24 protein-coding genes are annotated in these 23,274 nt (G+C 72.1%); 9 read left to right on the forward strand and 15 right to left on the reverse strand.

Annotated elements, in window-relative coordinates:
* Positions 1 to 2 precede the first annotated feature (2 nt).
* On the reverse strand, positions 3 to 446 hold the full coding sequence (locus tag ACYQ8Q_RS20070) for a helix-turn-helix domain-containing protein (protein ID WP_460066695.1): 444 nt from the start codon (positions 444 to 446) through the stop codon (positions 3 to 5).
* A 157-nt stretch (positions 447 to 603) separates the two neighbouring features.
* Between ACYQ8Q_RS20070 and ACYQ8Q_RS20075 the strand changes: the two genes are divergently transcribed.
* Positions 604 to 1,923: a chloride channel protein gene (locus ACYQ8Q_RS20075; protein WP_460073413.1), complete on the forward strand. Its 1,320-nt coding sequence runs from the start codon at positions 604 to 606 to the stop codon at positions 1,921 to 1,923.
* Here the strand turns inward: ACYQ8Q_RS20075 and ACYQ8Q_RS20080 are convergent.
* From ACYQ8Q_RS20080 to ACYQ8Q_RS20090, 3 genes are read right to left on the reverse strand one after another with little or no spacing between them, the layout of a single operon-like run.
* Positions 1,859 to 3,694 carry a glycoside hydrolase family 15 protein gene (locus ACYQ8Q_RS20080; RefSeq protein WP_460066697.1) on the reverse strand — a complete coding sequence of 612 codons (1,836 nt, stop codon included), beginning with the start codon at positions 3,692 to 3,694 and terminating at the stop codon, positions 1,859 to 1,861. The two genes, ACYQ8Q_RS20075 and ACYQ8Q_RS20080, sit on opposite strands and share 65 nt — an antisense overlap.
* Positions 3,695 to 3,713: 19 nt before the next feature.
* Entirely contained in the window at positions 3,714 to 5,132 is a 1,419-nt protein-coding gene (locus ACYQ8Q_RS20085; protein WP_460066699.1) for a DUF2252 domain-containing protein, read from the reverse strand.
* Positions 5,129 to 6,709, reverse strand: a complete 1,581-nt coding sequence (locus ACYQ8Q_RS20090) for a GMC oxidoreductase (RefSeq protein ID WP_460066700.1) — start codon at positions 6,707 to 6,709, stop codon at positions 5,129 to 5,131. The genes ACYQ8Q_RS20085 and ACYQ8Q_RS20090 overlap by 4 nt, the downstream gene beginning before the upstream one ends.
* Before the next feature lie 225 nt (positions 6,710 to 6,934).
* Between ACYQ8Q_RS20090 and ACYQ8Q_RS20095 the strand changes: the two genes are divergently transcribed.
* Entirely contained in the window at positions 6,935 to 7,585 is a 651-nt protein-coding gene (locus tag ACYQ8Q_RS20095) for a GAP family protein (protein ID WP_460066702.1), read from the forward strand.
* Positions 7,586 to 7,593: 8 nt separating this feature from the next.
* On the opposite strand, the gene ACYQ8Q_RS20100 is transcribed toward ACYQ8Q_RS20095, so the two are convergent.
* On the reverse strand, positions 7,594 to 8,529 hold the full coding sequence (locus tag ACYQ8Q_RS20100; protein WP_460066704.1) for a cyclase family protein: 936 nt from the start codon (positions 8,527 to 8,529) through the stop codon (positions 7,594 to 7,596).
* Positions 8,530 to 8,583: 54 nt separating this feature from the next.
* Positions 8,584 to 9,960, reverse strand: a complete 1,377-nt coding sequence (locus ACYQ8Q_RS20105) for a hypothetical protein (protein ID WP_460066705.1) — start codon at positions 9,958 to 9,960, stop codon at positions 8,584 to 8,586.
* A gap of 190 nt (positions 9,961 to 10,150) precedes the next feature.
* Between ACYQ8Q_RS20105 and ACYQ8Q_RS20110 the strand changes: the two genes are divergently transcribed.
* Positions 10,151 to 10,573: a DUF6325 family protein gene (locus ACYQ8Q_RS20110; protein WP_460073415.1), complete on the forward strand. Its 423-nt coding sequence runs from the start codon at positions 10,151 to 10,153 to the stop codon at positions 10,571 to 10,573.
* A gap of 16 nt (positions 10,574 to 10,589) precedes the next feature.
* Here ACYQ8Q_RS20110 and ACYQ8Q_RS20115 read toward each other — a convergent pair whose 3' ends face one another.
* The 5 genes from ACYQ8Q_RS20115 to ACYQ8Q_RS20135 form a co-directional block, all read right to left on the reverse strand.
* On the reverse strand, positions 10,590 to 10,961 hold the full coding sequence (locus ACYQ8Q_RS20115; protein WP_460066708.1) for a hypothetical protein: 372 nt from the start codon (positions 10,959 to 10,961) through the stop codon (positions 10,590 to 10,592).
* Between the two features lie 135 nt (positions 10,962 to 11,096).
* Positions 11,097 to 12,155 (reverse strand): cytochrome d ubiquinol oxidase subunit II, encoded by a 1,059-nt coding sequence (locus ACYQ8Q_RS20120; protein WP_460066710.1) that lies wholly within the window; start codon positions 12,153 to 12,155, stop codon positions 11,097 to 11,099.
* Positions 12,152 to 13,555 (reverse strand): cytochrome ubiquinol oxidase subunit I, encoded by a 1,404-nt coding sequence (locus ACYQ8Q_RS20125; RefSeq protein ID WP_460066712.1) that lies wholly within the window; start codon positions 13,553 to 13,555, stop codon positions 12,152 to 12,154. The genes ACYQ8Q_RS20120 and ACYQ8Q_RS20125 overlap by 4 nt, the downstream gene beginning before the upstream one ends.
* Before the next feature lie 70 nt (positions 13,556 to 13,625).
* Positions 13,626 to 14,420 carry an SDR family oxidoreductase gene (locus ACYQ8Q_RS20130; protein ID WP_460073417.1) on the reverse strand — a complete coding sequence of 265 codons (795 nt, stop codon included), beginning with the start codon at positions 14,418 to 14,420 and terminating at the stop codon, positions 13,626 to 13,628.
* A 216-nt stretch (positions 14,421 to 14,636) separates the two neighbouring features.
* Positions 14,637 to 15,065: a DUF7144 family membrane protein gene (locus tag ACYQ8Q_RS20135; RefSeq protein WP_460066714.1), complete on the reverse strand. Its 429-nt coding sequence runs from the start codon at positions 15,063 to 15,065 to the stop codon at positions 14,637 to 14,639.
* Between the two features lie 120 nt (positions 15,066 to 15,185).
* On the opposite strand from ACYQ8Q_RS20135, the gene ACYQ8Q_RS20140 reads away from it, so the two are divergent.
* The 3 genes from ACYQ8Q_RS20140 to ACYQ8Q_RS20150 are packed head-to-tail and all read left to right on the forward strand — an operon-like array spanning position 15,186 to position 16,771.
* A complete protein-coding gene (locus tag ACYQ8Q_RS20140) occupies positions 15,186 to 15,485 on the forward strand; it encodes an SHOCT domain-containing protein (RefSeq protein WP_460066715.1) in 300 nt (99 codons plus the stop codon).
* Between the two features lie 22 nt (positions 15,486 to 15,507).
* Positions 15,508 to 16,122 (forward strand): GNAT family N-acetyltransferase, encoded by a 615-nt coding sequence (locus ACYQ8Q_RS20145; protein WP_460066716.1) that lies wholly within the window; start codon positions 15,508 to 15,510, stop codon positions 16,120 to 16,122.
* A gap of 55 nt (positions 16,123 to 16,177) precedes the next feature.
* Positions 16,178 to 16,771: a DUF4232 domain-containing protein gene (locus tag ACYQ8Q_RS20150; RefSeq protein ID WP_460066718.1), complete on the forward strand. Its 594-nt coding sequence runs from the start codon at positions 16,178 to 16,180 to the stop codon at positions 16,769 to 16,771.
* On the opposite strand, the gene ACYQ8Q_RS20155 is transcribed toward ACYQ8Q_RS20150, so the two are convergent.
* The gene (locus ACYQ8Q_RS20155) at positions 16,740 to 17,948 is read right to left on the reverse strand and encodes an MFS transporter (protein WP_460066720.1); all 1,209 of its coding nucleotides are present in this window, start codon (positions 17,946 to 17,948) and stop codon (positions 16,740 to 16,742) included. The genes ACYQ8Q_RS20150 and ACYQ8Q_RS20155 overlap by 32 nt on opposite strands.
* 128 nt (positions 17,949 to 18,076) lie before the next feature.
* On the opposite strand from ACYQ8Q_RS20155, the gene ACYQ8Q_RS20160 reads away from it, so the two are divergent.
* The 3 genes from ACYQ8Q_RS20160 (at position 18,077) to ACYQ8Q_RS20170 (ending at position 20,563) form a co-directional block, all read left to right on the forward strand.
* Positions 18,077 to 19,069, forward strand: coding sequence for an ArsR/SmtB family transcription factor (locus ACYQ8Q_RS20160; RefSeq protein WP_460066721.1), 993 nt, complete (start codon positions 18,077 to 18,079; stop codon positions 19,067 to 19,069).
* A 35-nt stretch (positions 19,070 to 19,104) separates the two neighbouring features.
* The gene (locus ACYQ8Q_RS20165; RefSeq protein ID WP_460066722.1) at positions 19,105 to 19,608 is read left to right on the forward strand and encodes a glutathione peroxidase; all 504 of its coding nucleotides are present in this window, start codon (positions 19,105 to 19,107) and stop codon (positions 19,606 to 19,608) included.
* 70 nt (positions 19,609 to 19,678) lie between these two features.
* Entirely contained in the window at positions 19,679 to 20,563 is an 885-nt protein-coding gene (locus tag ACYQ8Q_RS20170; protein WP_460066723.1) for a MerR family transcriptional regulator, read from the forward strand.
* A 287-nt stretch (positions 20,564 to 20,850) separates the two neighbouring features.
* Here ACYQ8Q_RS20170 and ACYQ8Q_RS20175 read toward each other — a convergent pair whose 3' ends face one another.
* The 3 genes from ACYQ8Q_RS20175 to ACYQ8Q_RS20185 all read right to left on the reverse strand — a co-directional run bounded on the left by ACYQ8Q_RS20175 (position 20,851) and on the right by ACYQ8Q_RS20185 (position 23,147).
* Positions 20,851 to 21,042 (reverse strand): DUF397 domain-containing protein, encoded by a 192-nt coding sequence (locus ACYQ8Q_RS20175; RefSeq protein WP_460066724.1) that lies wholly within the window; start codon positions 21,040 to 21,042, stop codon positions 20,851 to 20,853.
* Positions 21,043 to 21,249: 207 nt separating this feature from the next.
* The gene (locus ACYQ8Q_RS20180; RefSeq protein WP_055633127.1) at positions 21,250 to 22,107 is read right to left on the reverse strand and encodes a helix-turn-helix domain-containing protein; all 858 of its coding nucleotides are present in this window, start codon (positions 22,105 to 22,107) and stop codon (positions 21,250 to 21,252) included.
* A 302-nt stretch (positions 22,108 to 22,409) separates the two neighbouring features.
* Complete coding sequence (locus tag ACYQ8Q_RS20185) at positions 22,410 to 23,147, reverse strand: GOLPH3/VPS74 family protein (RefSeq protein WP_460066726.1); 738 nt, start codon at positions 23,145 to 23,147, stop codon at positions 22,410 to 22,412.
* Positions 23,148 to 23,274: the final 127 nt, after the last annotated feature.

Raw genomic sequence — 23,274 nt, forward strand, 5'->3', positions numbered from 1 at the left:
CGCTACGGGCGGGGGCCCGCTTTCGCTTCTCCATTCCTGACCGGCTCCTGACCGGCCTTCCTGACCGGCCTGGTGTGGATCTTGGCGTAGCAGGCGGGGACGGCGGCGCCCTCGTCGTGCGCGCGGGCCCGGTAGGCGCTCGGGGTCTCACCGACGATCTCGGTGAACCGGGAGCTGAACGAGCCGAGCGAGGTGCAGCCGACCTCGAAGCAGACCTCGGTGACGCTGAGGTCGCCCCGCCGCAGCAGCGCCTTGGCGCGCTCGATCCTGCGGGTCATGAGGTAGCTGTACGGCGTCTCGCCGAAGGCCGCGCGGAAACTGCGGGAGAAGTGGCCGGGGGACATCAGGGCGACGCGCGCGAGGGCCGGGACGTCGAGCGGCTCGGCGTAGTGGCGGTCCATCGCGTCACGGGCCCGGCGCAGCCGGACGAGGTCCTCCAGGGTCACGGGACCACCATCCCACAGGGGTGGGGCGCCATGGGGGGGCTACGGCGTGGCAGCGGGCATCGCCGGACGATATGGATAACTTTGTCATGTTATGAGCGAAGACAAGAGCGGACGTCCGACGGGAAACCAGCCCTTGGAAGCCGATGTGCTGCGGACCATGCTGAACCGGCCGGAATACCGCAAGGCGCTGGTGTTCTGCGGGCTGATCGGCATCCCGGTGGCGCTGATCGCGTTCTGGTTCCTCGCGGCGGTCAACAAGCTGGAGCGCCTGATCTGGCAGGAGTGGCCGCAGGACCTGGGCTGGAAGCAGGCCCCCTGGTGGTGGGGGCTGCCGCTGCTGACGGTGGCGGGGCTCGTGGTCGGTCTGGTGGTGGCGCGGCTGCCCGGCCGCGGCGGACATCTGCCGGCCGGCGGCCTGCACGCGGGCGGGATCACCAAGGCGGCGCTGCCGGGCGTCGTGGTGGCCGCGATGGTCGGTCTGCCGCTCGGGGTCGTGCTGGGCCCCGAGGCGCCGCTGATCGCGCTGGGCGGCAGCCTCGCGCTGCTCTTCGCGAGCCTGGTGCGGGCGCCGCAGACCGAGGCGAGCACCGGGCTGCTGGCGGCGGCCGGGTCCGCGGCGTCCATCTCGACGCTGTTCGGGAACCCGGTGGTGGGCGCGGTGCTGCTGATGGAGGTGGCCGGGGTGGGCGGGCCGCAGCTGTTCGCGGTGATGCTGCCGGCCCTGCTGGCCAGCGGCGTCGGGGACATGATCTTCACCGGGTTCGTGCACTGGACGGGCTTCCAGACGGGCAGCCTGGACATCGGTCTTCCCGAGCCGCCGCCGCTGGACTGGCCGGATGTGCTGTGGGTGCTGGTGCTGGCGCCGGCCATCGCGTTCGTCGTCCACTGGATCTTCGTGGGCGGACGGTTCACCGCCGGGTTCGTGACGACCCACACGGTGCGCAACACCACGCTGTGCGGTGTCGGCGTCGCGGTCTGCGTCACCCTGTACGCCGTCTCCACCGGACGTTCGCCGGCCGAGGCCGCGCTGTCCGGGGAGGCGGCCCTGTCGGGGCTGGCGAAGGACCCGCACGCCTGGCCGGCGGGCGCCCTGGTCGCCGTCCTCGCGTTCAAGGGGCTCGCCTACGCGCTGTGTCTGGGCAGCATGCGCGGTGGCCCGATCTTCCCCTCGCTGTTCCTGGGCGGGGCGGCCGGCGCCCTGGTCGCGCCGCTGCCCGGGCTGGGCCTGGTGCCGGCGATGGCGGTCGGCATGGCGGCCTCCGTGACCGCGGCGCTCAAGGTGCCGGTGAGCAGTGTGGTGCTGGTCGTGCTGCTGCTGGGCAATGTGGACACGGTGGCGCTGGTGGTGCTGGCCGCCGTGCTCTCCTTCGTCGTGGTCGAGATGCTGCCGCAGGGTCCGGCGATCCCCCCGTTCAGCGCACCGGCATCCGGTCGAGCGCGTCGTCCAGGGCGTCGTCCAGGGTCGTCGCGGCCATGATCAGCGAGAGATGGGTGAAGGCCTGCGGGAAGTTGCCGAGCTGCTCCCCGCTCGGGCCGATCTCCTCGGCGAACAGGCCGACGTGGTTGGCGTACGTATGCATCTTCTCGAAGGTGTAGCGGGCCTGCGGGAGCCGGCCGGCACGGGCGAGGGCGTCGACGTACAGGAAGGTGCACAGGCTGAACGTGCCCTCCGAGCCGCGCAGTCCGTCGGGTGAGGCCGCCGGGTCGTAGCGGTAGACCAGGCTGTCGGAGACCAGCCGCTGGTCGATGGCGTCGAGGGTGGACAGCCAGCCGGGACTGCGCGGGGCGATGAAGCCGACGCGCGGGGCGAGCAGCAGCGAGGCGTCGAGGACGTCACCGCCGTAGTGCTGGACCAGCGCCTGTTCCTTCTGGCTCCAGCCGCGCTCCATGACCTGTTCCAGGATCTCGTCGCGGGCCCGGGTCCAGCGCTGGGTGTCGGCGGGCCGCCGGAACTCCTCGGCCATGCGCAGGCAGTTGTCGAAGGCGGCCCAGCACATCACCCGGCTGTAGGTGAAGTCCTTGCGGCCGCCGCGGGTCTCCCAGACGCCTTCGTCGGGCCGGTCCCAGTGGTCGCTCAGCCAGTCCATCAGCCGGGTCAGGCCCTTCCAGCCGTGGTAGCCGACCTGCTGGCCGATCTCGTCGATGCCCTCGGACATCGCGTAGAACAGCTCCCCGTAGATGTCGAGCTGGAGCTGGTCGGCGGCGGCGTTCCCGGCGCGTACGGGGCGGGAGCCGCGGTAGCCCTCGAAGTGGTCGAGGGTCTCCTCGGTCAGGACGGGGTCGCCGTCGACCCGGTACATGATCTGCAGGGGTTCGGTGCCGGAGCCGTCGCGGTCCCTCAGCCGGTCGCCGAGCCAGCGCACGAACTGGGCGGCCTCCTCGACGAAGCCCAGGTCGAGCAGGGCCCGCACGGACAGCGAACCGTCGCGCACCCAGGTGTAGCGGTAGTCCCAGTTGCGTTCCCCGCCGACCTGCTCGGGCAGTCCCGTGGTGGCGGCGGCGACGGGGGCGCCGCTCGGGCCGTAGGTGAGGAGTTTGAGGGTGATGGCCGAGCGGTTGACCATGTCCGGCCAGCGGCCCCGGTAGCGGGAGCTGCGCAGCCAGCGCTGCCAGAAGTCGATGACGTCCCACATGTCCGCCTCGGCCGAGTCGACGGTCGGCGGCGGCGGGGCCTCGCCGTCCGGGCCGCACACGGTGAACACGGCCGCCGCCGACTGGCCGGCGTTCAGCGTGACGGAGCCGCGGACGTCGGTCCCGTGCGGCTGCAGCGGGAACGTGGTCTGCAGATGTCCGGTCGCCCCGCGGGTGCGGAAGGCGGCGGACCCGTCGGCCAGGTCGAGGGTGTGGCTGGCCCGGCCGTAGTCGAAGCGGGGCCGGCAGTCCAGGTCGAAGCGCACGGTGCCGCGCACGGTCCGCACCACCCGCACCACGGAGTGCCGGTCGGACGGGGTGCGGTCGGCGATGACGGGCATGTGGTCGATGACCTCGCCGACCCCGTCCGGCGACAGGAACCGGGTCACCACGACGGCGCTGTCCGGGTAGTACAGCTGGCGGCGTGTCACCTCGGGGGTGGTGGGCGCGAACAGGAAGTGTCCGCCGCGGTCGTGGTCCAGCAGGGACGCGAAGACGCTGGGCGAGTCGAAGCGGGGCGCCGCGAGCCAGTCGACGACCCCCTCGGAGGTGACCAGCGCGGCGGTCTGGAGGTCCCCGATCAGTCCGTGATCGGCGATGGGCGGATAGCGGTCCATGACGGTCTCACCCCGCTCCTCAGGCCGACTCGGCGAGGACCCGGCCCGCCTTCACCGCGTCGAGGAGGGACTGGTGGTCCTTCTCGTTCTGGTCGGCGTACAGCTCGGCGAAGGTCGCCAGCGCACGGTCGAAGACATCGCCGCCGCCCAGGTAGGAGGCGATCGCGATACGGTCGCCCGAGCGGGCGTGGGCGCGGGCCAGCGTGGCGCCGCAGAGCTGCCCGAACAGCCGCATCCGCTTCGGCGACATGTTCTCGGCCACCGCGATGCCCTTCCAGTCCCGGAGCTGACGGACGTAGAAGTCGCGGCGGCGGCCGTCGATGCCGGTGGTGCGTTCCCAGCCGAGGAAGATGTCGCTGGTGGCCTGCATCAGCCGCTGTCCGGCGACGACCCGCTCGCCCTGGGTGCGGAACCCGGCGGAGCCGGCGTACGGCGCGAGGACCGAGTCGTCGGCCTCCTTCGCCTGGAGGAACAGCGGGTCCTCGTCGTCCTTGCCGAGCAGCAGCACGATCCAGCAGCGGGTGCCGACGCTGCCCACCCCGACGACCTTGCGGGCCACGTCGGCGACCCGGTAGCTCTCCAGCAGGAACCGGCGGTCGGACTGCACGGTCTGCCCGTACCGCTCGACGAGGCGGCCGATCTCCGTCTCCAGCGAGCGGCCCTCGTCGGACGGCAGCAGGTCCTGCAGCCGGACCACGAGCGGCGGGTCGTTGGCGATCAGCCGCTTTCCGTCGACGACCTGCGTGAGCTTGTCGAAGACCTGCAGCGTGTCGTGCCCCCGGGCGCGCTCCCGGGTCTGCGCCCAGCGGCTGCGGGTCTTGGCGCCGAGGTCCGGCGCGAACTGCTGCTGCAGCTCGTCGGCCTCGAAGCGGGTGTACCAGACCTCGAGGTTGCCCATGCCCGCGAACTCCCGCATCCGCAGCCGGTACGACTCCACGGCGCCCCGCACCACGGCCGCCCGTTCCTTGGCGCTGAAGCCGTTCGCGCGGCCCGCGATGACCAGGCTGGCCGACAGCCGTTTGACGTCCCACTCCCAGGGGCCCGGCAGGGTCTCGTCGAAGTCGTTGATGTCGAACATCAGCCGGCGCTCCGGCGAGGCCAGCAGCCGGAAGTTCAGCATGTGGGCGTCCCCGCAGAGCTGCACCCGGATACCCGTGCGGGGTGTCTCGGCGAGGTCGGCGGCCATGATGGCGGCGGCGCCCCGGTAGAAGCGGAAGGGCGACTCGCTCATCCTGCCGTAGCGGATCGGCACGAGTTCGGCGACCCGTCGCGCCGACTGCCCCTCGATGATGTCCACCGGGTCGGTGCGCTTGGGCGGCGGGGTGAACTCGGCGTGCACGGACCTCGGTACGGCGCTGCGGGCGGCCTTGCCGCGCTCGGCGCGCTCCTTCGGGGTGCGGTGGCGGATCTCGTGAACAGTGGGGTTGCTCTCGCTCATTGCAGACGCTCCACGATGTGGTCGCCGACGCGCAGGGCGTTGGCGATGGCCGTCAGCGACGGATTGACCGCGCCGATGCTCGGGAAGAAGCTCGTGTCGACGACGTAGAGGTTGTCGAGGTCATGGGCCTTGCAGGTGACGTCGAGCGCGGAACTCGCCGGGTCGTCGCCGAAGCGGACCGTGCCGGCCTGGTGGGCGGTGGCGCCGATGGGCATGCCCTTGTGCAGGTAGATGCTGTGCGGCAGCAGCCGGTGGTCGTGCATCCCGAGGTGTCCGAGCAGGTGCTGGAGCTTGTGCCGCAGCCGGTCGAGCCCGGCGGTGTTGTTCTTCTCGTCCAGGGCCAGATGGACGGCTCCGTCATGGTCGAGGGTGACCCGGTTGCCCGGGGCGGGCAGGTCCTCGCCGCACAGCCAGAAGTCGACGGCGTGGTGGGCGAGCACCTCGAAGGGCATGTCCGGGGAGACGGCGCCCGCCCAGCGCGGCGCCTCCCCGTGGATCTGGTCGGCGTCCGACTTGCCGAGCATCTGGATGCCGCCGAGGGGGAAGTCCCAGTCGTCGGCGCCCAGGTACCAGTCGTGCAGGGCGAGCGTCTTCTGGAACCGGGTGTCGTTCGGCTCCTTGGAGACGGCCATCAGCGCGAGGTTGTTGTGCCGCATGTAGTACCGGCCGACCACGCCCGAGCTGTTGGCCAGCCCGTCGGGGTGCCGGTCACTGGCCGACCGCAGCAGCAGGACGGCGGAGTTGACCGCGCCGCAGGCCACGACGACGACATCGGCGCCGAACCGCTCGGTCGAACCGTCCGGCAGCACCGCCTCGACCGCGGTGACGGCACGCCCCGCCGGGTCGGTGACCAGCCGGCGGACCTCGGCGCCGGTGAGCAGCTCCACGTTGTCGTGGCGCAGCGCCGGGTCGACGCACACGACCTGGGCGTCGGACTTGGCGCCCAGCAGACAGGGGAAGCCGTCGACGCGGTCGCAGCGGATGCACACGCTGTCGTGGGTGGCCCGGCCCCGCTCGTCCTGGGTGAGGTCGACGCCGATCGGCAGATGGAAGGGATGCAGTCCCTGCTTCTCCAGGTCGTCGCTCAACTGCTGGATGCGCGGCTCGTGCTGGACCGGCTCATGGGCGTACTGCGCGCTGGTGGGCCCCTCCGTGGGGTCCTCGCCGTGCCGGCCGTGCACCCGGTAGAGGTGCTCGGCCTGGGTGTAGTACGGCTCCAGGTCCTCGTACGACAGCGGCCAGGCCGGGGAGAGCCCGTCGTGGTGGCGCAGCTCGCCGAAGTCCTCGGGGCGCAGCCGGAACAGGGCGGCACCGTAGAACTTGGTGTTCCCGCCGACGTAGTAGTTGACCTCGGGCGGGAAGGCGTGGCCGTGTTTGTCGTACCAGAACTCGGGGGCGCGGTACTTGCCGCGGACGAAGACCGCCGTGGAGTCCCAGTTGTCGCGTTCACGGGGGAGGTAGTCACCCCGTTCGAGCATCAGGACGCGCTTCCCGCTGGGCGCGAGCCGGTGGGCGAGGGTGCCGCCGCCCGCACCGGTGCCGATGACGATGACGTCGTAGTGCCGCGCTTCGGACATACGGACCGCCGTCCTCGGAAGGAGCAGGGATGGTTCTCATGGTGAGGAGGTGAAGGTGGTGAAGGTGGTGAATCGTTCGGCCGCGGTCCGTCTTCCAACGTATCCCCGGACGGGGGGCCCGGCGAGTCGGCCGGCCGGGTGTCGGGGTGCGGGGGCGGGGGTGGGCGGTGACCATGGGGCCATGGGTGAGAGCGGTCGGGTGGTGGGGGCCGTGCAGGGGGCGCGATGGTGCTCGACCTGGTGCTGATCGGTGTGGCGATCGCCGTGTTCCCGTTGTCGGTGACGGCGTTCGTGCTGGTGCTGTCGGCGCGCGGCGGCACCTGGAAGGGCGTCGCCTTCATCGCCTCCTGGCTCGCCTGCTTCGTGGCCGTCCTGGCCGCCGTCCTGCTCACCACCGGCGGGGAGCCCCCGGCGCCCCGGTCGCCGCCGTCCACCGCCGCCTCCGCCGTCAAGCTCGCCATCGGCGTGGGGCTGCTCTGGTACGGCCGCCACCGGCACCGGCGCGGGCCGCGGCACCGCACGTCCTCCGGTGGCGGCATGATGGCCCGGCTCGACCGGATCTCCGGATGGACGGCGGCGGGGCTGGCGCCGTTGCTCCAGCCGTGGGGGCTCGTGGCGGCCGGGGCGGCGACCGTGGTGGGCGCCGATCTGTCCCACACCTCGTCCTCTGTGGCCCTCGTCGCGTACTGCGTCATCGCCACCAGCAGCCTGCTGGCGATGGAGATCTACACGATGCTCGCCCCCGACTCGGCCCGCACCCGCCTGGGCGGGCTGCGCACCTGGCTGGAGGGCCACCAGGAACGGGCACTGGTCGCCGTGTCGCTGGTGGCGGGGCTGTTCCTGGTGGGCCGGAGCATCCACCAGCTCACGTCCTGAGCCCCGCCTCAGAGCACCGCGATCGGGTTGACCGGCGCCCCGGTCGCCGCCGGCAGCCGCAGCGGCGCGATCACGCACAGGAACGAGAAGCGCCCCTCGGCCGCGCACAGCGGCAGCACCTCCTCCAGCCGCAGATAGTCCAGCAGATGCAGCCCCATGGCGTGTACGGCGAGGACGTGCACGGGGAAGTCCACCCCGCGCACCGGGCTGGGCGCGGTGTCGTTGTTGCCGTCACCGCCGAGCACCGCCACCTGCCGCTCGGCCAGGAACTCCAGCGCCGCAGGATCCAGTCCGGCCCGCGCGGCGGAGGCGTCCCAGGGCCCGAGTTCCGCACGGCGGCGCCGGTGGCCCACCCGGACCAGCAGCAGGTCGCCGGGGCCGGTCCGCACACCCTGGCGGACCTCCGCGGCCTCCAGGTCCTCGGCGGTGACGCTCGTCCCGGGTTCGAGCCAGGGCAGTCCGTGCAGCCCCGGGATGTCCAGCAGCACGGCACGCCCCACGACACCGTCGCGGACGAGGTCGACGGAGAGGGTCCGCGCCCCCTCGGGGGTGAGGGCGTCGGCGGCCGGGAGCCCGCCGTGCACGGTGTCGTCGTAGAGGACGTGGCACAGGGCGTCGAGGTGGGTGTTGACGTCACCGTGGACGTCCATGGCGAACCGGTCCCGGGCGAACTCCAGTCCCCCGCCGGGTGCCGGGACCCCGCCCGGCGGTGCGGTGAGCCGGTGCTCGGCGGGCCGCGGGTCGTCCGGCGCGGCGACGGTGTTGACCGGGGAGGCCAGCGACACCGTACGGCCCGAACGCACCTCGCGTACGGCGGCCAGCACCCGGTCGGGGGTGAGGGTCTCCAGGGCGCCGCGCGGGGAGGCGGCGCCGGGTGCCGTGCTCAGCAGCCGCCGGTACAGCGACCGGAAGCCCGACTCGCCGAGCGGGTGGGAGGTCAGCATGCTCCCACCATGGGCCGCCGGCCGGCCGCGCGCACCCAGAGCCGTACGGTCACGTCAGGCCGTCCTCGGTTCGCCCTCCGGGCCGCCGCCCCCGGAGTCTCCGGTCCTGCCCGTGTCTCCGGTCTCCCCGGCGTCCCCGGTGTCGAGGAACTCGCGGATGCCGAACGCGGCCAGCACGATCACGGCCGTCCAGATCACCACCGCCGTGGTCGGATAGCTCCAGGTGAACAGGACGATCGCGGCCACCGCGAGGATCACCACCCCGATCCACATCTTGAAGCGGTGCACGAACCGGCCCACCGGGCCGAGCCGCAGCCCCGCCGAGACGGCCACGTCCCGGCCCGCGCCGATGCCCTTGGTGAAGAAGTGCCGGGTGAAGACGGCCGGCCGGGACGGGCCGACGAAGAACGCGCCGATGGCCGTGACCAGGGCCAGCGCCCCGACCGCCCGCACGCTGGAGCGCAGGAACCGCACCAGCGCGTCGTAGATCGCGCCCGCCGCGCCCTCGTTCGTGCCCGCCGGCAGATGGTCGAGGTACACCGCGCGGAAGACGGTGAGGGCGACGCCGAGCAGCACCATGGCGAGGAAGAAGCCGATCGCGGCCCCGATCAGCGCCCGTCGCCGGTGGGCGGCCACGAACACGCCCGCGGCGGCGACCAGCACCGCGATGATCGGCAGCCAGTTGCCGACGACCTCCAGGATCCGCATGTACGTCTTGATCTTGCCGATGTCCTTGCCCTGGACCACCACGAAGTCCGTGTGGACGGCCGGGATCTTCGACGCCACGGTCAGTCCCGACTCGACCAGCCGGTCCTTCACCTGGGCGACGATGGGACCGACGTCGATGGCGACCTGATCGTCCTTCAGCTGGACGACGCTGTCGGAGCTGCCCGTGAGCGCCTTGTCGACGGCGGAGTGGGCCCGGCGGTTGGCGTTCGTCCAGGCCGTCTCGAAGGCGGAGCTGGAGACCACCCGCATCACGGTGGTGCTGATCAGCTGCTTCAGTCCGTTGGTGATGGGTCCGTCGAGGTTGTTGACGAGATCGGCGACCTTGGGCGGCACGCCCTGCTCCGCCGCCGCGTCGCTGAGCTGCTTGACCAGCCCGTCCACGTCGATCTGCTGGATCACGGCGTCGGTGACGCGGGTGGTGACGGCCTTCTGGATGTCCGGGTTCGAGGCGAGCGGCGCCACCGTCGCGACATAGCGGTCGGTGTCGCGCACGATGCTGTTCGCCCAGACCGCGACCACGGCGAGCAGGGCCAGCAGGGACGCCAGGATGATCAGCAGGGTGGAGCCGAGCGCGCGCAGCCGGTGCTTCGGCTCGTGGCGGGCGCTCTCCAGCTCCCGCACCCGGCGGTGCAGTTCCTCGAGCTCACGCTCCTGAGCGCGGTCCGGCTGCCGCTCCGGCGGCGGTGTGTCGCTGCCTGTCATGCCTCCGAGGAGATCCCGGCGGGGTCCGGCGGGCGAGCCGGGAGGGGCCGGTGGGGTGAGGGGCGGGCCGGGAGGCGGCCGGCCGGGTGACCCGGGCAGCGGGTGCGACGGTCCGGGTCCGGTGTTGCAATGGCTGTCGGGGGACCCCCGAGCACCAGAGGTGACCGCCGTGAGCGAGCAAATCGAGGAGATGGGACCCATCGACTACCTGGTCGTGGAGTTCCCCGGCAACCGTATGACGGGTGAGGCCTTCCCGCTGCTGGTCGATCTGGTGGACCGCGGCGTCGTCCGCATCCTGGACCTGATGTTCATCAGGAAGGACGAGGACGGCTCGGTGACCGCCCTGGAGATCGCGGATCTCACCGGTGACGGGGAACTGGACCTCACCGTCTTCGAGGGCGTCCACTCCGGTGTGCTGGGCCAGGACGACCTGGAGGAGGCGGCCGCGGCGGTGGAGCCGGGCAACTCCGCCGGGCTGCTGGTCTACGAGAACCTGTGGGCGGCGCCGTTCGCCTCGGCCCTCAGGCGCGGCGGCGCCCAACTGGTCGCCTCCGGACGTCTGAACGTCCAGGCCGTCCTCGCGTCCCTCGAAGCCGCCGAGGCCACGACCTGATTCCGGGTGCGCCGGCTCAGCCGCCCCCGCCGACCACGGAGTAGCTCAGCCACGGGGACTGGCCGGGCGTGTACTCGACGGACATCTGGGTGCCGAGGTAGAAGGCGTCGCCGCCGATCCGGCCGCTCTGGTCGTTCCCGGCCGTGGTCAGCACACAGTCCGTGTTGGCGTACAGCCGGATGTCGTCGTCCGTGTGGTTGGCGACGTGGTGGGCGCCGCCGGGCAGCGGGTGACAGCCGTCGCGGGAGGGGCTCTGGATCTGCACCACCCGCTTCTCGGGGGTCGTGTACTCGATCGTGCCCACGGCCGAGTGCCCCGTGCAGCCCGCGACGGCGAGCAGGAGGACGACGGCTGCGGCCCGCCGGCCGGCGCGGCTGTGACAGATCATGGCGACGGGTCCTCGTCTGTGCGGGAAGCCCTGCGGAAGGTCGTCGGGCTCTCTTCCGCCCAGGCTGCATCGACCCGCGGTCCGCGTCATCCGGGACAGACCCAGTCGTATGAATCCCGGCGCCGGCGGCGCCGCTCACGCGGGCCCCTCCGGGCCGTCGCCGCCCGGGGCCGCCCGGCGCAGGTCGGCGTCGGTGAGGGGCTGGAGGGCGCCCTTGGTGTCGAGGCGGTAGAGCAGCACCAGGGGCGGCCCGACGAGCACCACCGCGATCAGCGTGACCAGGGCGAGCCAGTGCAGGGTGGTCGAGACGCCGGCCCCCTCGGAGACGGTCAGCGAGGTGGGGATGAGGTACGGCCGCTGGGCGGTCCCCCAGGCGAAGACGACGAGGGCGACCGAGGCGGCGGCGGTGAGCCGGGCCCAGCCGGTGGCCGTGACGTACAGCAGTACGGCGGTGGCGAGCGCGCAGCAGGCCGCGAGGACCACCAGGAGCAGCCCCGTCCCGCTGGTGAGCCCGTCGTACACGTACCGGGCGTCGTCGTGGGTGATGCCGAGGCCGACGCACGCCAGGACGGCGATCACGCCGAGGCTCGCCCAGGCCCGCAGCCGGAAGTAGCGGACCAGCGGGGTCTGTCCGAAGCGGCGGGCGTCGGCGGTGAGGTTGACCGCGCCGAGGTACGCGGTCGCGGCGACGGTGAGCAGGCCCGCGATCACGGACGTCTTGTTGGACCAGGCGTCGGCCGAGGCCGGGGTCCCCGGGGCGACCCGGCCGGTGGCGAGGCCGCCGACGACCGCGCCGAGGAAGAACGGCGTGAGCAGGGAGGCGACGGCGAACACGGCGCCGTAGACCCGGCGTCCGGCGAGCCGCCGGGTCGGTTTGCGCAGGGCGAACCCGGCGCCGCGCAGGACCAGGCCCACCGCGGCGAGGGCCAGCGGGAGCCACATCGCGGAGAAGACGGTCTGGAACAGGACCGGGAAGCCGGTCCACATGACGACCAGGATGAAGATCAGCCAGACGTTGTTGGCCTCCCAGACCGGCGCCATCGCATGGTCGACGAGCCACCGGGGCCGTCTCCCGCGCTCGGCGCCCCCGGCCGTCAGGTCCCAGAACCCGGCGCCGTAGTCGGTGCCCCCGGCGCAGGCGTAGGCGGCGACCAGGACCAGCAGCACCCAGGCGATGACACTCGCGATGCTCATGTCCGGTCCCCGTCCCCGTGCGCGGCACCCGCTGCGCTCTCCCCGGCGCCCGACATCGCCCGCGGCCCGTAGGGGATCTCGCTCTCCGGTCCCTCCGGTACGGCCTCCCCGGCCGCGTCGGCCGCCTGCCAGCGGGCGCTCATCCGGCGGACGACGGTCAGGAACGCGGCGAAGGCGCAGACGTAGACGACGACCACGATCCCGAACATCGTCCACAGCCCGTAGGCGTGCGTGCCGGTGACCGCCTCCGACACCCGCATGTGCTCGTACACGATCCACGGCTGGCGGCCCACCTCCGTGGTGATCCAGCCGCACTCCACGCACACCAGGCAGGCCGCGCCGGCGACGGCCGCGCACCGGAAGAACCAGCGCGAGCGGGGCAGGTCGCGGCGGCGCAGCCAGATCCAGCCGTACCAGAGGGCGAGCAGGACCAGCAGGCTGCCGAGGGTCACCATGATGTCGAACGTCCAGTGCACGAGGGTGGCCTGAGCGGTCGTCGGGCGGGTGTCGGCGGCGACCGCGGTGAGACCCTGCACCTCGGTGGAGGGGCTGAAACCGGCCAGGATCGAGTCCAGTTGGGGGATCTTGATACCGCCGGAGACGGTCCCGTCGGAGTGCAGGATCCCGAACATGTACTCGGGCACATGGGTGCCGGTCGTCCAGACGATCTCCATGGCGGAGAACTTCACCGGCTGCTGGTGGAAGACCGCCCGGGCCAGCGAGTCGCCCAGCATGAACTGGACCGGGGTGAGGATCGCGGCGACCGTGAACGGCACGGTGAAACCGAGGCGGTGGTAGCGGTCCCGGCGGCCGCGCAGCCAGCCGGCCGCGTAGACTCCGGCCACGCAGTAGGAGGCGGTCATGTAGGCGGCGCCCAGGAAGTGCCAGTACTCGGGGCCGAAGATGGGGGTGAAGATCGCCTGCCGTACGTCGACGGAGACGGGGTCGCCGGACGCGCCGAGGGTGAAGCCGCGGGGGGTGTTCATCCAGGAGTTCGCGGCGATGATCCCGAACGCCCCGAGCAGGGCGGACGCGCACAGCGGGACCCCGACCCAGAAGTGCGGCCAGGGGCGCAGCGTGCGCCAGCCGTACAGGTAGACGGCGATCAGGATGGCCTCCAGGAAGAAGGCCCAGCCCTCGATGCCGAAGGCCAGCCCGAAGACGTCTCCCCAGCGGCCCATCATGCCGGGCCACAGCAGCCCGAACTCGAAGGACAGCACGGTGCCGGTGACGATGCCGATGGCGAACTGCACGGCCATCACCGCCGACCAGCGGCGGGCCAGGCGCAGCGCGGCCTCGTCGCCCCTGCGCAGCCCGCGGTGGTGCATGAGCAGGGTGAGGAAGGGCAGAGCGACGCCGAAGGGCACGAGCAGGATGTGGGTGGCCAGGGTGAAGGCCATCAGCTCGCGCGCGGGCAGCAGCTGCGGCGGGGTCGCGGCGAGGACCCCGGCGGCGTGGACGGCGTCGATGTCAGCCGCCGGTGGCGAAGCCGGGGAACAGCGTCATGCCGCCATCGACGTAGATCGTGGTGCCGACGACGTAGTCGAGCAGGTCGGAGGCGAGGACGGCGACCGTGTTGGCGATGTCGTCGGGGTCGCCGACCCGCCGGTAGGGGATGAGCCGCAGCAGGGCCTCCTCGGCCTCCGGGGTGTCCCAGGCGCTGCGGTTGATGGGGGTGCGGATCGCGCCGGGGGCGACGGCGTTGACCCGGATCCGGTAGGGGGCGAGTTCCTGCGAGAGGGTCGCCATCAGCATCAGCACCCCGCCCTTGGACGAGGCGTAGTTCACATGCCCGGCCCAGGGGATGAGCTGGTGCACCGAACTCATGCAGATGATCTTCCCGGCGGAGCGGGAGACCTCCGGGACGACACCGCGCCGCAGGAACTCCTTGGTGGCCTCGCGGGCGCACAGGAACTGGCCGGTGAGGTTGACGTCCAGCACCTTGTGCCACTGGTCCAGGGTCATGTCGGTGACGGGGGCGTCCCGTTGCAGGCCCGCGTTGGCCACCATGACGTCGATGGTCCCGAACTCCCTGACCATCGCGGCGACCATGTCGACGACCTGGTCCTCCTGGGAGACGTCCGCCTCGTGCGCGTACGCGCGGACCCCGAAGCCCTCGATCTCGCGGACGACCTCCTCGGCGGCGTCCCGGCCGGAGACGTAGTTCACGACGACGTCGGCGCCCACCCGCCCGAGCGCCACGGCGGTCGCCCGGCCGATCCCGGAATTCGCACCCGTGACGAGTGCTTTCTGGCCTTTCAGCAAGGGAAAGGCGATCGGCTGAATTCCCGGGCTGCCGCTGCTGGTCTCCACTGATGTCTCCCTACGGGTGCGCCCCCGTGGCCGGGGAATTCCACACCCCACGAAAACACCGGCGCGCTCTCGGGGCCCGGTGACGCGGGCCCCGGCGGCACGTGTGGGTGACCGCCGGGGCCGAACGGCGCAATGCCGTGTGGGGACGGGGAGAGGGGGATCGGCGGCTCAGGTCGTCCGGGTGTCCCTGGTGGGCCCGACGCACAGCGCCCACAGCACGAAGCCGTCGATGACGATCAGCATGATCGCCCAGAACGGGTACCAGGGCAGCCAGGCGAAGTTGGCGATCATGGACAGGCCCGCCAGCACGATACCGACGAAGCGGGCCCACGTGGCTCCGCTGAACAGGGCGATGCCCGCCAGCGTGACCACGATGCCGAGCACGAGGTGCATCCAGCCCCACCCGGTGAGGCTCCATTGGAAGGTGTAGTTCCGCGTCGAGACGAACACGTCGTCCTCGGCTATGGCGGCTATTCCCTCGAATATCGCCATGACGCCGCCGAACACCATCATGATCGCGGCGAACAGAATCCAGCCGGACACGGCCATTCCCCCGCGAGCCGTGGTGTCCGTCATTCCCCTGCCTTGCGTGGCCATGTCGAGCTCCTTCGCTTCGGCGAACACACAGACTCAGGCTGCCACGGATTGCGGCACCCGGCAGATCAAGGGGAAGCGTGCTGCAATGGAGGGACCGTCCCGGACGAGAAGAGGATCGCCATGCCTGGTCTTCTGCGCGGAGTCGCCCGCACCGCGGTGGTGGCGGGAACGGCGACCGCGGTCTCCAACCGAGTGTCACGCCGTCAGCAGGGCCGCTGGGCCGCCCAGGCCGAGGAGCAGCAGCCCCAGAGCTACCAGCAGCCCCCGCCGCCCCCCGCGCCCGCGCCCGCGGCTCCCCCTTCCACGGACGACGAGATGACCAACAAGATCGACCAGCTCAAGCAGCTCGGCGATCTGAAGACCCAGGGCATCCTCAGCGAGGCCGAGTTCGAGGAGCAGAAGCGCCGGCTGCTCGCCTGAGGGCACGGCGTACGATCGCCCGATGCCACCCCTCCCGGTCGTCCTCCGCGCCGCCGCCCTCACCCTGCGCCCCTGGCGCCCGACGGACGCCCCCGCACTGGTCGAGGCGCTGCGGGACCCCGTGCTGCGCCGCTGGACCAGCCACCGGGTGGACGACGAGACCGAAGCGGCGCGCTGGATCGCCGTCCAACAGGAGAGCTGGCAGTCCGGCACCCGCTTCTGCTTCGCCGTGACCGAGCAGAGCACCGGCCCGGAGGATGACGGCCATGCGGGTGAGCTGGTGGTTGGGCAGGTGGTCCTGAAGACGGCCGGGTCCGGTGCTCCCACCGCCGAGGTGGGCTACTGGACCGCCGCCGCCGCGCGCGGCCGGGGCGTGGCGCCCCGCGCGCTGCGCGTCCTCTCCGACTGGGCCTGCGCCACCTTCGCGCCGACCGGCCTGCGCCGCCTCGAACTCCTCCATCAGGTGGACAACGACGCGTCCTGCCGGGTCGCCGAGAAGACGGGGTACGTCCTCGACGGCATCCTGCCCGCCGGACCGCCCGCCTTCCCGCTGGAGGGCCATCGCCACGTACGGATCGTCACCGAAGGGTCACGGTTCGTCACATCGCCGAACCCCGCGCCCCGCCCCGCCGTCTGAGTTCCGTGCGGGCCGGTACGGACCGGCCCCGGAGCGACGGGCACAGGGGGACGGTATGCGCTACGGCATGCGCGGGACGGCGTGGGCGGTGATCGCGGCCTCGGCCGCACTACTGGCGGTGAGCGGGTGCCGGACCGGCGAGGAGGACGCGGAGAACGCCCCGCTCACCACGGCCCCGCTCACCACGGCTCCCGGGACGGGCACCGTGGGCGCCTGTCCCGCCGAGAGCCTGGAGGTGACCGCCCGGCAGGCCGCCGAACGCCCGGCCGGCACCGGGACCGGCGCGGCGGTCGTCGCGTTCACCAACGTCTCCACAGCCCCCTGCGCCCTCCAGGGCCACCCGACGGTCGCGGGCGCGGGCAACGGCTCCCCCGACCGCAACCGCCCGCTGAAGGCGACCCCGAGCGGCAGCGCCCGGCCGGTGACCGTGGGGCCGGGCGGCACGGCATGGGTGAAGCTGACCTTCGTCCAGGTGCAGGGCGAGGCCGACGGCTTCTGCACGTCCGGCGCGGACCCGGTGACGTACCCGACGCTGGTCGTCGGTCTGCCGGGCTCGGGCAGGCACCAGGTCGCGCTGGACGACGGGATGTTCGCCGAGTGCGACGACACGGTGACCGTCACCCCCGTGTCACGGACCGAGCCCGCCTGACCGGGTTCCCGGCCCCCTCGGCCCGGCCGCCCGCCAGGGCCAGCCCCACCGTCACCGCCAGCGACATCAGCGCCGTCACCGTCATCGCGGTGGCCGCGGAGGTGAGCTGGGCGACCGTCCCCGCCACCGCCGCGCCGACCCCCTGCATGGTCCCCATCCCGGCGGAGTGCAGCCCCAGCGCCTGCCCGCCGAGCTCGGCCGGGGTGAGGGCCATCAGTCGCTCCTGCTGGACCAGGCTCGCCCCGAAGCCGGCCGAGGCGAGGGCCGCGCAGACGGCGGCGACGGGCAGGGCGGGCCGCAGGACGAAGAAGAGATAGGGGGTGGCCAGCAGGAGCAGCAGAGGCGTGGCGAGCCGGGCCCGCACCGCCGCAGGGACGAACCGGCCGATCGTCACATCGCCCACCAGCATGCCCAGCGCCGCGCACGCGAACAGCGTGCCCGCCGCGTCCGGGGCGTACGGCACGAACAGGGCCTCGCAGCCGACGACCAGGCCGTTGGGGACCCACAGGCCGAGGTAGGTGAGACGGCGGGGCCGGGAGGACCACAGGACGGCGTTGGTGCGCAGGGTCGCGGCGGCCGAGGGACGGCCCGTGGCGCGCGGCGGCCGGGCAGTCAGGCCGAACCGGGCGACGGCCGCGGCGACGGCGTGGAGCAGGGCGGCGAGCAGCAGCACGGGACGGGGGGCGAGGGCGGTGACCAGGGCGCCGCCGGCGGCGTACCCGGTGACCTGCGTCAGCCCGCTCATGACGTTGAAGAGCGCACGCCCCGGCAGATACGTCCCGTCGCCGCCGAGGATCTCGTTCAGCAGGCCCCAGCGGACGCCCCCGCCGAGCGAGGCGATGACGCCCGCGAGGAGGACGACCGTGAGGACGGCCCCGACCGGGAGGCCGGGCAGGGCGACGGCGGCCGTGGTGGCGGCGAAGGCGAGGGACAGGCCGGTCAGGGTGGCCCTCGGGGGCAGCCGGTCGGCGCCGGAGAGCAGCAGGGTCGCGCCGGCCGCCTGGGCGAGCGAGGGGCCGAACATGCTCACCGCCGACAGCAGCGGCGAGTCGGTGGCCTGGAAGACGAGGGTGCCCAGGGCGAGTCCGCTCACCGTCTGGGCGGCGGTGTGGGCGGCGGAGGAGAGGAAGAGAGGGGTGAACTCCGGGGTGCGGAAGAGCTGTCGGTAGCCGGTCATGGCGGGAGTCTCGGGCGGCCCGGAGGAGGGTGGTTACTGTTTCGCGGTCGCGCGAAACGTCCGTGCTCGAAACGTCGGCGCCCGAAACGGCGGCGCGCGAAACGGCGTACGCCACAAGGAGGTTGACGGTGGGCTGGTGGCAGGTGAACGCGGACACGCTGGCCCGCAGCCGGTTCGTGCTCTCGCCGCTCGCCGAGACCTTCGCGAGCGTGAAGCTTCTCCAGTGGGGAGTCGGCGCCCATCCCGGCGAGCAGGACTGGCTGCGGGCCCATCTGCCCGCCTACCGGGCGGTGTTGGCGGCGGACCCGGTCACCGCGCTGCTGATCCGCGCGGGGCTCGGGCGGACCTGGATCGCCGACTTCCTCACCCCGACCCCGCGCGACGGCGAGAGCTTCGAGGAGGGGGTGGCACGGGTGCGGGCGGCGGATCCCGCCGAGGCCCGCGCGCATCTGCGGCTCTCCGTCGGCGGTCCGCCGCCCGCCGCCCTGGACCGCGACGATCTGCCGGAGCGGGCGGCGGCGCTGCTGGAGTACGTGTGGGAGGCGGCGGTACGGCCGTCCTGGGAGCGTCGGCGGCATGTGCTGGAGGCGGATGTGGTCGCGCGGACCGCACAGGTCAGCCGGGGCGGCTGGGCGGCGGTGCTGGACTCGCTGCGGCCGGGGACGCGGTGGCTCGGAGAGAGCAGGTTCCAGGTGAACGCGCATGCGTACCCGCCCCGGGAGATCTCCGGTGCGGAGCTGGTGTTCGTGCCGGTCACGCCGAGGGCCGGGTGGGTGTCGTGGGAGGGGCGGGAGCGGTACGCGGTGGTGTACCCGTGCGCGGGGCCGCTGGCCGGGGACCACCGGGAGCGGGCGGTGCCGGCGGCGCTCGGCGCGCTGCTGGGGCCGGGGCGGGCCGCGGTGCTGGTGCTGCTCGGGCAGGGGGCGCTGAGCACGACCCAGCTGGTCGCGCTGACCGGGCAGGGGCTGGGCTCAGTGGGCCGGCATCTGCGGGTGCTGCTGGACGCGGGGCTGGTGGAGCGGAGGCGGGCGGGGCGGTCGGTGCTGTACTCGCGGACGGCGGCGGGGGAGGTACTGGCCGGGGCGGCCAAGGAGACGGAAGGGGAGAGCGCCCCCGGTTGAGGAAGGGTTCACCGGGCGGGGCTAGCATCCGCTGCATGACTACTGATGCCGTTTCCTCCCCCCTCGATGTCGAGATCGGCGCCCTCAAGGGTGGGTCCGCGCAGCTCTCGGAGTACTCGGGGCAGGTCGTCCTGATCGTGAACGTGGCCTCCAAGTGTGGTCTGACCCCGCAGTACAACGGGCTGGAGAAGCTCCAGGAGCGGTACGCCGCGCAGGGCTTCACCGTGCTCGGCGTGCCCTGCAACCAGTTCCTCGGGCAGGAGCCCGGCAGCGCCGAGGAGATCGCGGAGTTCTGCTCGGCGACGTACGGCGTGACCTTCCCGCTGACCGAGAAGGTCGAGGTGAACGGCGAGGGCCGGCACCCCCTGTACGAGCGGCTGGTCGGCTTCGCGGACGCGGAGGGCCACACGGGTGACATCCGCTGGAACTTCGAGAAGTTCCTCGTCGGCCGGGACGGGGCGGTCGTGGCCCGCTTCCCGCCGCAGACCGAGCCGGAGTCCGACGAGATCGTCACCGCGATCGAGGCGCGGCTCGGCTGACCGGGACCGCTTGACCTTGCCCCTGGGGCAAGGCGGAGTCTCCTCGTCGCCGGGCGGAGCAGACCGCCCGGTGACGGAGGATGACCAGGTGAACGTACGCGACGACGACGAACTGCTGACCATCGGCGCGTTCGCCGCGCGGGCCCGCCTCACGGCCAAGGCGCTGCGCCTCTACGACCGGCTGGGCCTGCTGGCCCCCGCGCGGGTCGACGAGACCAGCGGCTACCGCTACTACCGGGCCGGTCAGGCGGACCGGGCCCGGCTGGTGGCGATGCTGCGGCAGCTCGACATGCCGCTGGCCCGGATCGCCGAGGTGGTCGAGACCGGTGGCGCCGAGGGCGCGGAGCTGCTCGCCGCCTACTGGGCCGAGGCCGAGGAGCGGTTCGCCGCCCGGCGCACGCTCGCCGAGTACCTCCGTGGACGACTGTCGGGGAGGAGCTCCGAGATGTACGAGAAGTTCGAGGTCGAGATGGTCGACCAGCCCGAGCGGGTGATCATCACCGAGACCCGTCATGTGCTGGCCGACGAGCTGCCCACCTGGATCCCCGCCGCCCTGGGCCGGCTGGAGGAGGCGGCCGGAGCGTGCGGCGGCAGCACCGGCGCGCCGTTCGTGGCGTACCACGCCGAGGTGTCCATGGAGAGCGACGGACCCGCGGAGTCCTGTGTGCCGGTCGCCGACGAGGCGGCGGCCCGGGAGTGGGCGGCCGCCCAGGGGCGGGCCCGGCGGATCGAGGTGAAGGTGGAGCCGGCCCGGCGGCTGGCGTTCACCCGGATCAGCAAGGCGCAGGTCGCCCATCCGCAGATCGTCGCCGCGTTCGAGGCGGTGGAGGCATGGATGCGGCGAGGGGGCTGGGAGTACGACGGCCCGTGCCGGGAGATCTACTTCGCCGACTGGGAGGCCGCGGGCCCCGAGGACCCGGTGTGCGACGTGGCGTTCCCGGTCCGGCGGGGTTAGGGCCCTTCTGATGGATCTCCGTGGGAGTAGGAGCGGCGTTCGGTGCGTGCTCTCGGCGTGCCGGGCGGAAGCCCTCGTAGCGGAGCTACTAGGGCTTTTGTCCGGTGCGGCGAGAGTGCGTGCCGGGCGTCGCGACGCCGCGGAGATCCATCAGAAGGGCCCTAGGGCCCGTCCGGGACAGGCCGAGCCCCCTCGGCAAGGACGGCGATCTTGTCGAGAGGGCTCTGTCGGTGGCTGTGCGATGGTCGAGGTGGAAAGGGTGCTTGGTGCGGGGGACGTTCCTCGCCCTACTCCTTCACCGACGCCACGAAGGCGTTCCACGCGCCGGCCGGGAAGGCCAGCTTGGGGCCCTCGGGGATCTTGGTGTCCCCGAGCTCCAGCGTCTCGATGACGGTCGACCTGACCATCACGCAGGCGCCGTTGCCGTTGGTGTAGGAGGACGTCGTCCACGTTTCCGTGGCGCCCAGACGAATTGCCATTGGTTGCTCCGTTAAGCCAGTTGGCGAGTCACGGTTTTGCGCCAACGTCGGTGATCGTTGGCGTGATCGACGCTACTCGCCAACCCCGCTAATCGGAGGAGTCATTCACTCGGTCGAATGGCATATTCCAGGTGAGTCTTCCAGTTGAGCGTGTCAGCGGTGTATCATCCGCCGCCGCACCCCGGAAAGCCCGTCCCGGGAGGTTTTTCAGCGCGCGTAATCCTTCGCCAGGTCGTCGATGACACGGCGCGAGTGCTCCACGTTCAGCGCCTGCGCCCGCAGGTGCTCGTACATCACCGAGTACTGCTGGACGTCGTACGCCTTCTCCAGGTAGAGGTCGCTCGTCACGCCCTCGATGTAGACCACGCTGGAGTCGGAGGCGTCGGCGAACTCCAGGATCGTGTACTGGCCGTTGAGGCCGGGATGCGCGCCGACCTCGAACGGCAGCACCTGCACGGTGACATGCGGAAGCCTCGACAACTCGGCGAGGTGCTCCAGCTGCTCGCGCATCACCAGCCGGCTGCCGACGACCCGGCGCAGCGCCGCCTCGTCCAGCACCACCCACAGCCGCAACGGCCCGTCCTCGGTGGTGATTCGTTCCTGCCGTCGCAGCCGCACCTGCACCCGTTTGTCGACCTCGGCCTCCGGCCGCTCCGGCAACGCGCCGCGGATGATGGCCTCGGCGTACGCACGGGTCTGCAACAGGCCGGTGACGGTCTGGGGTTCGTACACCCGCAGCGACTCCGCGTCCGTCTCCAGACCGATGTACACGCTGTACGGAATGTCCCCGAAGGCATGCCACCAGCCCTGCTGGCGGGAGTCCTTCGCCATTTCCATCAGCGATTCCACCATGCGCTGGTCCTCGACCTCGTAGACTCCACAGAGGTCGCGCACATCACGCTGGCTGATGCTGCGCCGTCCGTTCTCCAGACGACTGATCTTCGACTGGGACACGAGCAGGCGCTCGGCGACCTGTTCGGCCGTCATGCCCTTCTCTTCACGGAGTCGGCGCAGCTCCTGGCCCAACCGGCGCCGCCTGACCGTGGGATTGACATTGGACGTCACGGGACGCGCACCTCCGGCTGCATGCCTGTCATTGACACTTTGCGTATCTGCTGTTCAGCAGACTGCCACCAAGGTGCTTCTTACCGCTGGAAAACGGTGGATATGCGGCCGCTACACGCCAGTTCGGATCACGCCCCGCACAACACGCCCACCACGCCCCGGACATGCGTCCGCGCGGGGCGGCGGTGCCGTGCGTCGCGACGGACGTACGGCCTCACCACCCCGCGCGGGCCGCGGCGGCTCCCGAACGGGTCATACGGGTCATACAGGTCACACAGGTGGTGCTGTCGTGGAACTGCGGCTCAGTGGGCCACGACACGCGCCATGGGACCGCGGCGCGGCTGTGCCGGAACTCCACGGGCGGGTTCCGGTACGGGCCGGCCGCCCGGAGCCGCCGGGTTGCGGCGCGGCTGGGCCGCCGCGCCGTTCTGGACGTCCATCACGGCGTGCGCGACGAGACCGCCCATGGGGTCGTGCCTGATCAGGTCCCGCAGCCGGGAGCGGGACGAGCGCCCCTCGTTCCCCGGGTACAGGTGCTTGCCGAGGCCGACCGCGTGCGCCAGCGCGGCGAGCGCCGCGGTCCGCGGGTCCGGCGGTACGCCGGTGCGGATCGCGGAGTCCAGCCGGGCCCTGATCTCCCGGCTGATCTCGGTGTCCGTCGCCTGGTAGCGAGTGGTCGGCAGCACCCCGCACATCTGACCCGCCACGGCATGCACCATGCCGCACCGCTCCAGATGCGAGAGGTAGGTCTGGCGCAGCCCGAGTCGCGGCCCGCCGATCCAGTGGACGGCCCGTACCGGAGCGCCACGCCTTCGCAGCAACTCCAACGCGCAGTCCAGGGTTGGATCTCCTGTCGGCCGTGGGGACACCACGGCGATACGATCCCCGTCAGGGGCTATCCGCCCGGCCAGCGCCAGCTCCACTAGCTGTGCTCCGGCCAGACCAAGGTCGAGCGACTGCGGCTGTGCGGTGGTACCCGTGGTCGGGTCCAACGCCAGCAGAAGAAGCTCTTCCGGAATCGTTCTGCGGCTCCTGCCCATCCATGCCTCCCCGCGTGGATGAATGACAGGGTGACCCCTCTCACATTGGTCTGTCGAGGGTGCGTGACCTGTTTGTAGTGGAACCAGTAGGTATGTCGTTCTCGTCTACCGCAGGAGCCAAGCCCTC

The sequence above is a fragment of the Streptomyces sp. YKOK-I1 genome (genome assembly GCF_054660435.1).

Bases quoted from the DNA above. Each gene is read 5' to 3' on its own strand.
- ACYQ8Q_RS20075 (WP_460073413.1), top strand. From the start codon at position 604: ATGCTGAACCGGCCGGAATACCGCAAGGCGCTGGTGTTCTGCGGGCTG.
- ACYQ8Q_RS20080 (WP_460066697.1), bottom strand. From the start codon at position 3,694: ATGGACCGCTATCCGCCCATCGCCGATCACGGACTGATCGGGGACCTC.
- ACYQ8Q_RS20085 (WP_460066699.1), bottom strand. From the start codon at position 5,132: ATGAGCGAGAGCAACCCCACTGTTCACGAGATCCGCCACCGCACCCCG.
- ACYQ8Q_RS20090 (WP_460066700.1), bottom strand. From the start codon at position 6,709: ATGTCCGAAGCGCGGCACTACGACGTCATCGTCATCGGCACCGGTGCG.
- ACYQ8Q_RS20095 (WP_460066702.1), top strand. From the start codon at position 6,935: ATGGTGCTCGACCTGGTGCTGATCGGTGTGGCGATCGCCGTGTTCCCG.
- ACYQ8Q_RS20100 (WP_460066704.1), bottom strand. From the start codon at position 8,529: ATGCTGACCTCCCACCCGCTCGGCGAGTCGGGCTTCCGGTCGCTGTAC.
- ACYQ8Q_RS20105 (WP_460066705.1), bottom strand. From the start codon at position 9,960: ATGACAGGCAGCGACACACCGCCGCCGGAGCGGCAGCCGGACCGCGCT.
- ACYQ8Q_RS20110 (WP_460073415.1), top strand. From the start codon at position 10,151: ATGGGACCCATCGACTACCTGGTCGTGGAGTTCCCCGGCAACCGTATG.
- ACYQ8Q_RS20115 (WP_460066708.1), bottom strand. From the start codon at position 10,961: ATGATCTGTCACAGCCGCGCCGGCCGGCGGGCCGCAGCCGTCGTCCTC.
- ACYQ8Q_RS20120 (WP_460066710.1), bottom strand. From the start codon at position 12,155: ATGAGCATCGCGAGTGTCATCGCCTGGGTGCTGCTGGTCCTGGTCGCC.
- ACYQ8Q_RS20125 (WP_460066712.1), bottom strand. From the start codon at position 13,555: ATGGCCTTCACCCTGGCCACCCACATCCTGCTCGTGCCCTTCGGCGTC.
- ACYQ8Q_RS20135 (WP_460066714.1), bottom strand. From the start codon at position 15,065: ATGGCCACGCAAGGCAGGGGAATGACGGACACCACGGCTCGCGGGGGA.
- ACYQ8Q_RS20140 (WP_460066715.1), top strand. From the start codon at position 15,186: ATGCCTGGTCTTCTGCGCGGAGTCGCCCGCACCGCGGTGGTGGCGGGA.
- ACYQ8Q_RS20145 (WP_460066716.1), top strand. From the start codon at position 15,508: ATGCCACCCCTCCCGGTCGTCCTCCGCGCCGCCGCCCTCACCCTGCGC.
- ACYQ8Q_RS20150 (WP_460066718.1), top strand. From the start codon at position 16,178: ATGCGCTACGGCATGCGCGGGACGGCGTGGGCGGTGATCGCGGCCTCG.
- ACYQ8Q_RS20155 (WP_460066720.1), bottom strand. From the start codon at position 17,948: ATGACCGGCTACCGACAGCTCTTCCGCACCCCGGAGTTCACCCCTCTC.
- ACYQ8Q_RS20165 (WP_460066722.1), top strand. From the start codon at position 19,105: ATGACTACTGATGCCGTTTCCTCCCCCCTCGATGTCGAGATCGGCGCC.
- ACYQ8Q_RS20175 (WP_460066724.1), bottom strand. From the start codon at position 21,042: ATGGCAATTCGTCTGGGCGCCACGGAAACGTGGACGACGTCCTCCTAC.
- ACYQ8Q_RS20185 (WP_460066726.1), bottom strand. From the start codon at position 23,147: ATGGGCAGGAGCCGCAGAACGATTCCGGAAGAGCTTCTTCTGCTGGCG.